Source organism: Amorphoplanes digitatis, from assembly GCF_014205335.1.
Taxonomy (GTDB): Bacteria; Actinomycetota; Actinomycetes; order Mycobacteriales; family Micromonosporaceae; genus Actinoplanes; species Actinoplanes digitatus.
The window spans coordinates 7831400-7844682 of the sequence record NZ_JACHNH010000001.1 but is presented as its reverse complement, the minus strand read 5'-3'; the positions used below and the strand labels follow the sequence as shown (position 1 = coordinate 7844682).

Below are 13283 nucleotides of genomic sequence, written 5' to 3'. Positions count from 1 at the left end.
AGACGGAGCGGGCCATGGAAAACCTGGCGACCACCTGGGTGGGTGCCACGGCGAAGCAGATCTCGCGCGCGGTCCGGCGCGGTGACACGACCGCGACTCAGGTCGTCGCCGATCACCTCGAGCAGATCGCGATCTCCGATCCCGCGATCGCCGCGTTCCGGGTGGTGCGCGCCGGCGAGGCGATCGCCGAGGCCGAGAAGGTGGACGACCAGGAGGACCTGGCCAATCTGCCGCTCGCCGGGGTGCCGGTCGCGGTGAAGGAGAACACGCCGGTCGCGGGCCTGCCGACCTGGCACGGCTCGGCGGCGGCCCGCACGGCCGTCGCCGAGGACGACCACGAGGTGGTGCGCCGGCTGCGCGGCGCCGGAGCGGTGGTCGTCGGGGTCACCCGGATGCCCGAGATGGGCCTCTGGGCGACCACCGACGGCCCGGACGGTCCGACCCGCAACCCCTGGTCCCTCGACCGCACGCCCGGCGGCTCGTCGGGCGGCTCGGCCGCGGCGGTCGCCGCCGGCCTGGTGCCGATCGCGCACGGCAACGACGGCCTCGGCTCGGTGCGCATCCCGGCGGCGTGCTGCGGCCTGGTCGGGCTCAAGCCCGGCCGCGGGGTCGTGCCCTGCGACCTCGGCGTCGACGGCTGGCTCGGCCTGGTGGAGAACGGCATCCTGGCCACCACGGTGGCCGACGCCGCGCTCGGCTTCGGCGTGATGGCCGGCCGGGCCCCGGCGAAGCTCGTTCAGCCGGAGCGGCTGCGGGTCGGCGTCTCGCTGCGCTCGCCGGTTTCCGGGGTACGCCTGGACGAGCCCAACCGCGAGGCCGTCGCCACCGCGGCGAAACTGCTGGTGGCCGCCGGGCACGACACGGTCACCGCGGATCCGGCGTACTCGACCGGCACCGGCCTGAGCGGCCTGGCCACCTGGTTCGCCTGCGCGTACCGCGAGGCGCAGGCCGCGGGGCTCGACCTGCGGACGCTGCAACCGCGCACCCGGCGGCACATCCGGCTGGGCGGCCTGATGTGGAAGCGGGACTGGGCGCGGCAGGCGCCGCGCGACGCCTGGCGCGAGCAGAGCATCCGGTTCTTCGCCGACCACAACGTCGACGTGCTGCTCACCCCCGCGCTGGCGGCAACGCCGCCGCCCGCGGACGGACACTCCACCGGGAGCTGGCAGCGCAACATGCGGGTCAACATGCGGTACGCGCCGTACGCCGCGCCCTGGAACATCGCCGGCCTGCCCGCGATCGTGGTCCCGGTCGGCCTGCGCCCGGACGGGCTGCCGGTCGGCGTGCAGCTGGTTGGCCCGCCGGACTCGGAGCTGCTGCTGCTCGCGATCGCCGGACAGTTCGAGGTGGCGAACCCCTGGCCTCGCCACGCCTTCGTCTGACGGTAGTGGCACGATCAGAGGCATGAGCTACCGGGGTGGACAGGCGTGAACGAGCTGTTGGAGCTGGCCGACATCGAGGCCGCCCGTGACCTGCTCGCCGGGATCGTGAAGACGACCCCGCTCGAGTACTCCATGCCGCTGACCCGCACCCTTGGCGCGCCGATCTGGCTCAAGTGCGAGAACCAGCAGCGTGCGGGCTCCTACAAGGTCCGCGGCGCCTATACGCGGATCGCCCGGCTCACCGACGCCGAGCGCGCCCGTGGCGTGGTCGCCGCGAGCGCGGGCAACCACGCGCAGGGCGTGGCCCTCGCGGCGGGCATCCTGGGCGCGAAGTCGACGGTCTTCATGCCCGAGGGCGCGCCGCTGCCGAAGGTCTCGGCCACCAAGGGCTACGGCGCCTCGATCGAGTACGCCGGCACCACCGTCGACGACGCGCTCACCGCGGCGCGGGAGTTCGCCGCGGCGACCGGTGCGATCCTGATCCACCCGTTCGACCACCCGGACGTCATCGCCGGGCAGGGCACCGTCGGGCTGGAGATCATCGAGCAGTGCCCCGACGTGGGCACGATCGTGACCGCCGTCGGCGGCGGCGGGCTGATCTCCGGGGTCGCGGTCGCGGCCCGGGCGCTGCGTCCGGACATCCGGATCATCGGCGTGCAGTCCGCCGGCGCCGCCGCCTATCCGCCCTCGCTGGCCGCGGGGGAGCCGCAGACGCTCGAGCGCTACTCCACGATCGCCGACGGCATCGCGGTCATGCGCCCGGGCGTGCTGAACTTCGCACACGTCAGCAAGCTCGTCGACGACGTGGTCACGGTCACCGACGAGGACCTGTCGGCCGCCCTGCTGGTGCTGCTGGAGCGGCACAAGATGGTGGTCGAGCCGGCCGGCGGCGCGGCGGTCGCCGCCCTGCTCACCGGCAAGGTCGACCTGAAGCCGCCGATCGTGGCGATCCTCTCCGGCGGCAACATCGACCCGATGCTGCTGCTCCGGGTGATCGAGCACGGCCTGGTGTCGGCCGGCCGCTTCCTGCGGCTCTCGGTGCGCACCGGCGACCAGCCCGGCGAGCTGGCCCGGCTGCTCGCGGAGATCGCGGAGCAGCGGGCCAACATCGTCGACGTCGCGCACTCGCGGCAGAACCCCCGGCTCAGCTTCGGCGAGGTCGAGGTGCAGCTGTCGGTGGAGACCCGCGGCCCGGACCACTCGGCGGCGCTGATCGGCGCCCTGCGCAGCTCGGGTTACACCGTCACGCTGCTGTCCGGCACGCCCTGAGTCCACACAATGATCCCCCGGGCCGCCGCGCGGCCCGGGGGACAGTGGTTTGCGCCGATCAGGCCCCGAACGGGGCGAATTCGACCACCGTGACCTTGATGTCCGCACCGCTGGGCGCGGTGTAGGTGACGGTCTGGCCGGGCCCGGCGCCGAGGATCGCCTTGCCGAGGGCCGACTCCGGGCTGTAAACCGTGTAGTCGGTGGTGGCGGCGATCTCGCGGGAGCCGAGCAGGAACGTCTCGGTGTCGGTCTTGTCGTCGTCGAAGTAGATCGTGACGACGGTCCCGGGCGCGACGGCGTCGGCGCTGGGCGCGTCGCCGACCTCGGCCTTGCGCAGGAACTCCTTCAGGTAGAGGATCCGGCCCTCCTGCTTGCCCTGCTCCTCGCGGGCGGCGTGGTATCCGCCGTTCTCGCGGAGATCACCCTCCTCACGGCGGGCGTTGATCTCGGCGGCAACGGCCGGCCGGGCTGCGATCAACTCGTCGAGCTCGGCCTGCAGCCGGTCGTAAGCGTCCTGGGAGAGCCAGGTCTTCGACGCCTCTGAACTGCTCACAGACTCTTCTCCTTGGGACGAACAGGCGTACGGAGCGAATCACTTAGCTTACCAGCGGTGCGCATGGTGGTCTGAGAGGCGAATCCCGCCCATGTTCGGCCGAGCGGGGTCGCTCAGCGCGGGGCGGCGCAGCGCAGAACCTCGCCGACGGCGGCCCGGGCGGTCGTCGGCACGACCTCGGCCACCTCGATGACCCGTGCCGAACCCTCGGCGCCGACCGTCACCGTGGCGCGGCCCACCTCGGCGCCGTCGTAGCTGCGCGCCCGCAGGCCGCACGTCGCCGAGCCGCCGGCCGGTACCCGGACGGTGAACTTGACGGTGATCCGGGAGTCGGTCACGTCGGACCAGCCGACGATCTGGGCGTCGTAGTCCGGGTCGCCGAACCGCCCGTAGAGGCGGACGGCGAGGAATCCGACGGTGATCGCGGCGACCAGGGCGAGGGCGATGGGCGCGAACAACCGGCGGCGCCCGTCGCGGCGCCGCCCGTAGCGGCCCGGCGGGAATACCGGGGTTGTGGCGCGCGTCTCGCTCACCAGAGGGCCCTCTCCTGCGAAAGTTGTCGGTGCGATCGGCCAGAATGGCCAGGTCCATCTTCGCAGCCGGCACCGGGGGTCCTCTACGAGGCCCGGTCGAGGGAGACAGCAGTGGCTGAGCAGTTGCGTCTCATGGCGGTGCACGCGCACCCCGATGACGAGTCCAGCAAGGGCGCGGCCGCCATGGCCCGCTACATCGCCGAGGGCGTCGAGGTGCTGGTCGTAACGTGTACGGGTGGGGAACGCGGCAGCGTGCTCAACCCGAAGATGGACCGGCCCGAGGTGCTCGCCGACATCACCAACATCCGCCGCGCCGAGATGGACCGGGCGCGCGAGATTCTGGGGGTCGAGCAGGCCTGGCTGGGCTTCGTCGACTCGGGCCTGCCCGAGGGCGACCCGTTGCCGCCGCTGCCCGAGGGCTGCTTCGGCCTGGTCGACCCGGCCGAGGGCGCGATCCCGCTGATCAAGCTCATCCGCGAGTTCAAGCCGCACGTCATGACGACCTACGACGAGAACGGCGGCTACCCGCACCCCGACCACATCATGTGCCACAACATCTCCGTGGTGGCCTTCGACGCGGCCGGCGACCCCGAGCGGCACCCCGAGCTGGGCGAGCCGTGGCAGCCGCTGAAGCTCTACTACAACGCGGGCTGGAGCCGGGCGCGGATGATGGCGCTGCACGAGGCCATGCTCGGGGCCGGCCTCGAGTCGCCCTACGCGGAGTGGCTGGACAAGTGGGAGGACCGCCAGGACCGCGGTGACAAGATCACCACCCGGGTCGAGTGCGGCGACTACTTCGAGGTGCGCGACGACGCGCTGCGCGCACATGCCACCCAGGTCGACCCCGACGGCTTCTGGTTCCACGTGCCGATGGACCTTCAGCAGAAGGTGTGGCCGACGGAGGACTTCGAGCTGGCCCGCTCGCTCGTCGACGGAGCGGTCCCGGAGTCCGACCTGTTCGCGGGCATCCGGGAGCCGGCCGAAACGCGATAGGGCGTAACGTGAGTGCTGTGAACTTCGTGGTGGCGGTCAACAACTTCGGTGATACCCGATCAGGCGGCCTGGCCGGGCCGATGGGCCTGTTCATCATCGTGCTGATGGCCATCGGCACGGTGCTGTTGATCCGCAACATGAACAAGCGTCTGCGTCGGCTTCCCGACAGTTTTCCGGATCCGAACGCCGCTCGGCGTGCGGCCGAGATCGCGCGGCTCGACGCCGATCTTGAAGCCCCCGACGCCGCCCCGCGCGACGCCGGCCCGGACGCGGCTGCCTCTGATGTGGAGAATGTGCCGGAGGAAGCCGAGGTCAGGGCCGCTGAATCGGGCGATTCGACGCGCGCGAGCGGCGCCCCGGGTGAGCACGCTTAGTCACAGCGCGCCGAATTCCACTTTGTCAAGACCGAAGTCTGGCCGCGGCCACCGGGCCGTCCCGGATGGAGCATCGACAGCGCCCTTCCGTCAAGCCCTGTTGCGTTCTGCCGGATTGGCTTAGCCTTCCGCCGGGGGGCTTTGATGTCCCTCAACCCTGCGCGGAAAGGGGGCTGACGGTGACCATCCTCCGCCCCCCACTTCCTCCACTGCAGATGCACGTGCATCCGCCAGTGCCGCTGGTCAGCGGGGGGCTGGCATGACATCCCAGCCCGGTCCCGGAGCCGAACAGCGGCGCGAGCGACCCCCCGGCAAGGCCGGCCCGGTGTCTCGGCCCAAGGCCGGTCGGGTCCTTACCCGGATCATCGTCGCGGCGGCCCTCGTCGCCTCGGTGCTCGGCATGATGATCCCCCTGCCGCGGCCCACAATCGTGTCGCTGTCGCCCGCCGGCGGGGTGGGCGTCGCCGTCCTGCTGGTCGCCGCCGCTCAGCTCGCGCGGCTCCGCGTCCGGATCGGGCGGGGCACCGTCAACATCACCTGGGGCGAGACCGCGTTCATCCTCGGCTTCGCCCTCGCGCCGCCCGGCTGGCTGCCCGTCGCGACCCTGCTCGGTGCGGCCGGTGCCTGGCTGCTCATCACCTGGCTCAACGACCAGCGGATCTTGGCCGATCTCGCGCACATCGCGGCGTCGGTGAGCCTCGGCGCCGCCGGCGGAACCGCGGTCACCTACGCGATCGCCGGGCCCTCCGCGCCGATCGAGGGCACCCGGACGCAGGTCGCGCTCATCGCCGGCTCGGTCGTCTACCTCGTGATCACCCTCGGCCTCGCCGTGCTGAGCCTCTCGCTGCACCGCGACGCCGCACCGCCGCAGATCGCCGTCCGTGCCCTGCACGCCAAGCTGCCCATGTTCGTCGGCAACGTGCTCGTCGGTCTGCTGACGCTCTTCGCCCTGGTCAACGAGCCGCTCTGGCTGCTCGCCCTGCTGCCCGCGCTGTGGCTGCTCCAGCGCACCTACCGCTACCACCTGCGCGCCGAGGAGGAGCGCCGGATCTGGGAGGCGTTCGCCCGCGCCACCCGGACGCTCGGCGGCCCGTCCGAGCGCGCCGTCGCCGCGGCGGGCCTGCGGGGCGCCCTTGACGTCTTCGGCGCCCGCCGGGTGGAGATCGAGGTGCTCCAGCCGCGCGGCGCCAGCCCCCGGCGGTACGCGGCCGACGGGGCGCCGCAGGAACAGACGCCGGGCGCGCTGCCGGGGCCCGTGATCACCCAGGCGATGACCGTCGGCGGGACCCCGGTCGGCGAGCTGACCGTGTGGCTCACCGAGCCGACCCTGCCGGTGTCGCGCGACGAGCTCGCCGTCTCCGCGTACGGTGACGCGCTCGCCGGCGCGCTGCACGACGCCGCCGCGCACGAGCGGCTGGCCCGGCTGGAGGCCAAGGTGGCACACGACGGCGTGCACGACCTGCTGACCGGCGTCGCGAACAGGTCCGCGCTGATCGCCAACGGCGACGCGATGCTCCAGTCGTTCCACCGCGACCGGCAGGTGGCGCTGCTGCTGCTCGACCTCAACGAGTTCCGTGAGGTCAACGGCACCCTCGGGCACCAGGCCGGCGACGCAATGCTGTGCACGGTCGCCGAGCGTCTCACCGACCTGGCCCGCGAGGGCGAGCTGGTGGCGCGCCTCGGCGACGACGAGTTCGCGATCCTGCTGCCCACCGTCGCAGTGCTCGCCGACTCGGCGACGCCGCTGCACGAGATGCCCAACCCGATGCCGCAGGCCGTGCGCCGGGCGAGCGAGGTGGTCGACCTGCTCGGCCAGCCGATGGAGGTCGGCGGCGTCCGGCTGGTCACCGAGGTCGCGGTCGGCGTGGCCGTGTCCCAGGCGGGCTGCACGGACCTGGCCGAGCTGATCCGGCGCGCCGGCATCGCCCTCGACCAGGCCAAGGAGCTGAAGGTCGGCGTCGCCACCTACGACAGCACCCGCGACGCCAGCAGCACCGACCACCTGGCGCTGACCGCCGAGCTGCACGACGCCCTGACCGCGGACGACCAGCTCGTTGTCGTGCTGCAACCCGAGGTCGACCTGGCGACGGGCGCGCCGACCGGCGTCGAGGCGCTGATCCGCTGGCGACATCCGCGCCGAGGGACGCTGAGCCCCAACGACTTCATCGACACGGCCGAGCACGGCGAGCTGCTCGGCCCGTTCACCCGCTACGTGCTGGACCGCGCGCTGGCCGCGGCCGCGGAGTGGACCGGCCAGGGCCTGGACATCCCGGTCTCGGTCAACATCTCGGCGCGCAGCCTGCTCGACGCGAGCTTCCCGGCCCAGGTCGCGGACGCGCTGCGGCGCCGCGGCATGGGCGCCGGCCAGCTGGTTCTCGAGATCACCGAGTCGGTGGCGGTCAGCGAACACGAGGTCGTGGACGAGGTGATCGCGGCGCTGCGCAACCTGGGCGTACAGATCTCGGTCGACGACTTCGGCACCGGCTTCTCCTCGCTCTCCTTCGTCACCCGGGTGACCGTCGACGAGCTGAAGGTGGACCGCTCCTTCGTGACCGGCATGATCGACTCGCCGGCGTCCGCCGCCGTGGTCCGCGGCGCCGTCGAGCTGGGCGCCCGGCTGGGCGCCCGGGTCGTTGCCGAGGGCGTGGAGACGAGCGACCAGCGTGCGGCCCTGCTGGCGCTTGGCTGCATCTCGGCGCAGGGCTACCACTTCAGCCGGCCGCTACCGGCGGACAAGATCGTCGCCATGCTGCACCAGCTGGCGCAGGCCGCCCCGTCGAACATCGTCCCGCTTCGCGCCGACGGTGCTTCCTGACCTGCCCGGGGCGGGTTTAGGAGTATCGGGCCCGGGTGCGCCCGAAGGTTAGCTATTCGCGCATTTCAGACCTATGTCGTGGCTAACGTAACCAGGTGTGATTCGTGCCATTTTCGCGGGCGGCGTCCGCAGATGCCTCGTTCCGGCGGTCGCGGTGGCCGCCGTGGCGGCGCTCGGCGTGTGCGTCCCGGCCGGCCCGGCACACGCCGCGAGGCCGGGACTCGGCCGAGCCGGAGCGACGCTCGCGGTGGACCTGCTGCACCAGGGCGCGGCGAGCGTGCCCGCCGGCACGACCACGACCTACATCGTCCGCTACTCCTGCTCGTCGGCGACCGTCGACTGCGCCGGCCCCGCGCTGACGGTGGCGATCCCGCCGACGCTGAACGCCCCGAGCGCGATCAGCGCGGGCGCGTTCGTCGGCACCGGCGGGTACAGCGCCGCCACCCGCACCATCACCTGGGCCTTCACCGGGCCGATCACCGCCGGCGCGTCGGGTGAGGTGCAGTTCAACGCGCAGATCCCCAACCTGATCACCGGCGCGGACGAGGTGATCACGCCACCGCGACGTTGTCGGCGGACAACGCGGCGACGGTCACGGACACCGATCCGATCACCGCCATCGCCGCGATCAAGACGATCCTCAGCGTGACTCCGAGCGTGTCCAGCGCCGTCACCTATCTCGACGCCGCCACGCCTATCACCCTGAGCCCCTGCATCGACACCGACCCGATCCTCAGCGGCACGGTGGCGCTGCAGCCGGGCACGCTGACCCTCAGCCTGCCGAAGGGTGCCACCGTGTGGAACGCGGACGGCGCGACCATCGGCGGTGACGCCGCCGGCGGGTTCACCCTCACCTGGGCCGGGGTGGAGAGCGCCACCACCTGCCGCACCTCCGCGTTCAAGAAGACGCCGCAGATCGCGTTCCCGACCGGGGCCTTCGCCGTCGGGCAGACCTGGTCCGCCGCGGCGCGGTTCGAGGCCGTCGCCTTCGGCGGCACGGCCGCGACCGTGCTCACCGCGACCGCGGCCGGCAAGCTGAGCGCGTCGCTGCTCGGCACGTTCAGCAAGACACACAGCGGCCGGGCGAGACTCGACGCGACCAGCGGCACCACCACGTCGGAGTACGGCTTCCAGACCAGCGCGCAGAACAAGTCCACCGGGACGGCGACCGACGTCGTGCTCGACGACACCATGCCGGACACCTTCGACCTCACCCGGGTCACCGGCGGGCCGACGCCCACCAGGGTCGAGTACCAGACCAGAACCGACCCGTCCTGGCATGTCGCGCCGCTGCCCCCGTTCCCGGCCACCAGCCTGAACCTGGCCGCCGGTGACAAGGTCACCCGGGTCCGTTTCACCTGGGCGAGCGTCGCCGGGGGCACGTCGGTCTCCATGACGGCCTACGGCACCACGACCGGGCTGCCGGTCGGTGGAAAGATCACCGACTGCACCGACGGCAGCATGGTGCTGTCCGGGGTGACCATCGTGGGCAGGCCCTGCTTCACCGAGGGCATCCTGTCCGCGGCCCCGAACCTCGTCCTCGGCCTCAAGGTCGTCGGGTCGCCGCCGCCGCTGCAGCCGGGCGACCGGGTCGACCTGGATCTGACAAACACCAACCGGGCCTCGCCGGACTCGACCATGGCGGTCCTGCCGGCCAACGCGATCGTGCTGCCGCCCGGCGTCACCTACGTGGACGGTTCGCTGCGGGACGCGTGCAGCAAGCTCCGGACCCTGTCCGTGCCGGCGGTCACGGTCACCGAGAACTGGAACGGCACCGGCCGACAGCGGGTGACCATCACCTACCAGCAGGGCGAGACGCTGGGAATCGGCGTCAGTGAATGCAAGCGGCTGACCGTCGCGGTGCAGCCCGGCACCGCGTTCGGACCGAAGTCGATCGACACCTACCTCTGGGACCAGAACCGGCCGTGGGGCGCCGAGTTCAATGCTCAGGACACCGACGACATCAACGACAACAAGAACACCGGCGAGAACGTGATGAAGGTGAGCACGCCCGTCACCATCGCCTCGCTCGGCGCGGTCGCCGCGGTCAAGGGCGTGCGGGGATCGCAGGACACCACCTACATGAAGTACCCGCAGGTCGGCCACTCGCGCCCGGACCAGGCCACGTCGTACTCCCTGGACCTGGTCAACACCGGCACGGTCGCGCTCACCGACGGGGTGGCCTACGACGTGCTGCCGCGTCCGGACGACGGGCGGGGCAGCACGTTCCGGCTCGACCTGACCGCGCCGCCCACCGTCCAGGCCGGCATGACCGTGGCCTACTCGACCGCGGCCAACCCGTGCCGGCCGGAGCTGGGCATCAGCGCCGGCTCCGGCTGCGACGACGACTGGTCCGCGACCGCTGCCGACCTCGCCGCGGTCACCGCGCTGCGGTTCACCACCAACCCCGGTGTCAAGATCGAGCCCAGCGGGAGGCTCAGCGCGACCTGGCCGATGCACGTCCCGTCGGGCCTGTCCGCCACGGACACCGCGTACAACTCCGTGAGCGCGTCGATCAGCCGCGCCGACGGCATCGGCGGGCCGTTCACGGTGAGCCCGGTGAAGGTGGGCACGGTCGTCGTGGAGTCCAGGCTGTCGGTGAGCGTCCCGGCGGTGGGTGGAGCGCACCATCCGGGCGAACTGCTCACCGTGCCGGTCATCGTGACGAACGGCGGGCCGACGACGTCACCCGGCGCCACCGTGACCCTCACGGTGCCGCCGGAACTGACCGACCCTGTCGCGTCCGGCGCGGGGTGGACCTGCCAACCGCCGGCGGGTGGCGAGATCGTCTGCGTCTACTCCGGCGACCACCCGGTCGGGGACACCACGATCAACCTGACCGGCGTGCCCAGCAAGGCGGCCACCCTCACCATCGAGGCGGTGCTCACGCAGGCCGGGTACGACCCCGATCCGACCGACAACAGCTCCAGCACGACGGTGACCGTCATCCAGAACGTCCGGATCAGTGGGCACGTGTTCCACGACGACGACAACGACGGCGTCCATGACGCGGGTGAGAGCCTCGCGGGCGGAGTCACCGTCGAACTGCTCAGCGGCGCGGGTACGGTGCTGGAGAGCGCCAGCACCGACCCGGCCGGCTACTACGGGTTCGCTGTCGGCGCCGGCACCTACTCCCTGCGTCTGCCGGGTCCCGGCCCCGCGATCAGCACACCCGGAGGTGCCCAACCGCCGGCATTCACGCTGATCATGGGCGGCAAGAAGGTCCAGGACTTCGGACTCGCCCCACCGACGGACCTGAAAGTCACGGCGTCCGGCTCCGCCGGAGGCGTCGGCGATCCGGTGTCCGGCCTCTTCACCGTCACCAACACCGCCGTCACCCCGGCGACCAACGTCGTGGTGGAGTTCACCCTGCCGGCGAGCGTCTCGCCGGCGAACGTCTTTCCCGTGGTCGGCTGGACCATCGTGCGTGGGGCCGGGGGCCACCTTCACCGCGACGGCCGCCAACGCCCTCGACCAGGGCGCGACCGTCACGTTCACCGCGGTCGGCGTCGCCACCGTTGACGGGCACCACACGTTCTCGGCCGAGGCCAGGACCGACACCTACGAGGTCGACACCGCCGACAACAGGGCATCGGTGACCGCGACCGTCACGCCGGCCGCCGACATACAGATCACGCTCACTACCGACGACGTCATCGCGGTCACCGGGGACGTCGGCACGGTCACGGCGACCGTCACCAACAACGGTCCGTCCACCGCGGCCGACCCGACCATGACCGTCACCCTGCCCGCCGGCCTGCGGGTCCCGCCGGGCGCGGTCATCTCGGCACCGCCCGGGTGGACCGTCACCGTCGGTCCCGCGGACGGCAGCGTCCAGACCGTGACGCTCACCTCCGACCACGTCCTGCGGAGCACGGCGTCCGAGTCCATCGACATCCCGGCCAAGGCGATGGCCACCGGACCGTGGTACGTGCGAGCCATCGTGGAATCCACGACCTACGACCGGATACCGGCCAACAACGAGTACCAGTTGCGACTGCCGGTCGCGGCCCGGGCCGACCTCGCACTCTCGGTTGACACCACGAACGCCCCGCGGTCGCAGGGGGCATCCGGGTCGCTGTCGGTCGCGCTCACCAACCTCGGCGTCGATCCGGCCGACGGCACGGTCGTGACAATCGGCCTGCCGGCCGGAGTCGCACTCGCCGCACCGCCGCAGCCGCCGACGGGCTGGGTCGTCGCGGTCGCCGCCCAGACCGTCATCCTGACCAGCACCGGGGAGGTGAGGCCGGGGCCGGCCACGGTCTTCGCGCTCGCCGTACGCGGCGTCGCACCGACCGCGCCGCAGGCGGTCGTGAGCGCCGGCGTCACCGCCGCGACGGCAGACCCGGTGAACGCCAACAACACCGCCACCGGCCCGGTGACCGTCCGGCCGGTATCTGATTCAGGCCAGCCCGGACCGGGACCCGACATCGGGGTACCCGATCCCACGATGATCCTGCCGACGGCCGACATGGCGGTCACGGTCACCAAGCCGAGGCCAGTGCGCAGCGGCGGTTCGGGCGTGCTCACCGTCGCGGTGGCCAACAACGGGCCGAACGACGCCGGCACGCCACGGGCCACGGCCGTACTTCCCGCGGAGATCCACTGGAGTGCACCCCGGGTGGCGCCGGCCGGCTGGACCGTCACGTTCGCCGGCCGGACGGTGACCTTCACGGCGGCCTCGCCCATGGTGGTCGGTCGTACCGTCTCGTTCGCCATCCCCTTCGACACGGCCCCGGCCGGCGCCTACGCCATCACCGCCACCGTCGAATCCGCGACGGACGACCCGGAGGCGGCCAACAACGCGGCCCGTGCGTCGTTGTCGGTCGGCCCGATCGCCGAGGTCTCCGTGCTCGTAGACGCGCACTCCGCCCCGCACGTGCCCGGTTCGGCCGGCTCGGTGGCGGTCACCGTCGCCGACGCCGGGCCGGACGACGCGGAGGCCCCGGTGTTCACCGTCACCCTGCCCGCCGGCCTGCTCCGAAGCGGTCCGGTCACGCCTCCGCCCGGCTGGACCATCACGGACAACGGCCGGCGGATCACCATCCGGTCCAGCCGGATGACGGCCGGCTCGGCGGCAACGGTCGGCATCGCCGTGCAGGCCGGCAGCGCGGGCGTGCACGCCGTGACCGCCACCGCACGGTCGAACACCCTTGACACCCGCCCGGCCGACAACCGCGACAGGGAACTCGTGACCGTTGCCGCCGCGCCGATCACCGGGGGCGGGGGAGCCACCGCGCTGCCACTTACCGGCGTCGCGGTCACCGGGCTCGGCTGGCTGGCCGTCGGGCTGCTCACCGCCGGGTTCGCGTTGCGAGCCGCGGCGGGCCGGCCGCGCCGGCGTTCCGCGTCCTGAGCTGCCCG

Annotated in this window: 10 protein-coding genes; 7 read left to right on the top strand and 3 right to left on the bottom strand. The window is 72.3% G+C overall.

What is annotated here, in order from left to right:
* Positions 1 to 14: 14 nt before the first annotated feature.
* Positions 15 to 1382 (top strand): amidase, encoded by a 1368-nt coding sequence (locus BJ971_RS34550; protein WP_184997495.1) that lies wholly within the window; start codon positions 15 to 17, stop codon positions 1380 to 1382.
* 45 nt (positions 1383 to 1427) lie between these two features.
* The gene (gene ilvA / locus BJ971_RS34545) at positions 1428 to 2651 is read left to right on the top strand and encodes a threonine ammonia-lyase (RefSeq protein ID WP_184997494.1); all 1224 of its coding nucleotides are present in this window, start codon (positions 1428 to 1430) and stop codon (positions 2649 to 2651) included.
* A gap of 58 nt (positions 2652 to 2709) precedes the next feature.
* Here ilvA and greA read toward each other — a convergent pair whose 3' ends face one another.
* Positions 2710 to 3204: a transcription elongation factor GreA gene (gene greA, locus BJ971_RS34540; RefSeq protein WP_184997493.1), complete on the bottom strand. Its 495-nt coding sequence runs from the start codon at positions 3202 to 3204 to the stop codon at positions 2710 to 2712.
* A gap of 113 nt (positions 3205 to 3317) precedes the next feature.
* Complete coding sequence (locus tag BJ971_RS34535) at positions 3318 to 3737, bottom strand: DUF4307 domain-containing protein (protein ID WP_184997492.1); 420 nt, start codon at positions 3735 to 3737, stop codon at positions 3318 to 3320.
* Positions 3738 to 3848: 111 nt separating this feature from the next.
* On the opposite strand from BJ971_RS34535, the gene mca reads away from it, so the two are divergent.
* The 3 genes from mca to BJ971_RS34520 all read left to right on the top strand — a co-directional run bounded on the left by mca (position 3849) and on the right by BJ971_RS34520 (position 7919).
* On the top strand, positions 3849 to 4730 hold the full coding sequence (gene mca / locus BJ971_RS34530) for a mycothiol conjugate amidase Mca (protein WP_184997491.1): 882 nt from the start codon (positions 3849 to 3851) through the stop codon (positions 4728 to 4730).
* Positions 4731 to 4738: 8 nt separating this feature from the next.
* Complete coding sequence (locus BJ971_RS34525; protein ID WP_184997490.1) at positions 4739 to 5104, top strand: hypothetical protein; 366 nt, start codon at positions 4739 to 4741, stop codon at positions 5102 to 5104.
* Between the two features lie 259 nt (positions 5105 to 5363).
* Positions 5364 to 7919 (top strand): EAL domain-containing protein, encoded by a 2556-nt coding sequence (locus tag BJ971_RS34520; protein WP_184997489.1) that lies wholly within the window; start codon positions 5364 to 5366, stop codon positions 7917 to 7919.
* A 312-nt stretch (positions 7920 to 8231) separates the two neighbouring features.
* On the opposite strand, the gene BJ971_RS34515 is transcribed toward BJ971_RS34520, so the two are convergent.
* Positions 8232 to 8474, bottom strand: a complete 243-nt coding sequence (locus tag BJ971_RS34515) for a hypothetical protein (RefSeq protein WP_184997488.1) — start codon at positions 8472 to 8474, stop codon at positions 8232 to 8234.
* A gap of 12 nt (positions 8475 to 8486) precedes the next feature.
* Between BJ971_RS34515 and BJ971_RS34510 the strand changes: the two genes are divergently transcribed.
* Positions 8487 to 11441 (top strand): SdrD B-like domain-containing protein, encoded by a 2955-nt coding sequence (locus BJ971_RS34510; protein WP_184997487.1) that lies wholly within the window; start codon positions 8487 to 8489, stop codon positions 11439 to 11441.
* Positions 11347 to 13275: a DUF11 domain-containing protein gene (locus BJ971_RS42390; RefSeq protein WP_184997486.1), complete on the top strand. Its 1929-nt coding sequence runs from the start codon at positions 11347 to 11349 to the stop codon at positions 13273 to 13275. The genes BJ971_RS34510 and BJ971_RS42390 overlap by 95 nt, the downstream gene beginning before the upstream one ends.
* Positions 13276 to 13283: the final 8 nt, after the last annotated feature.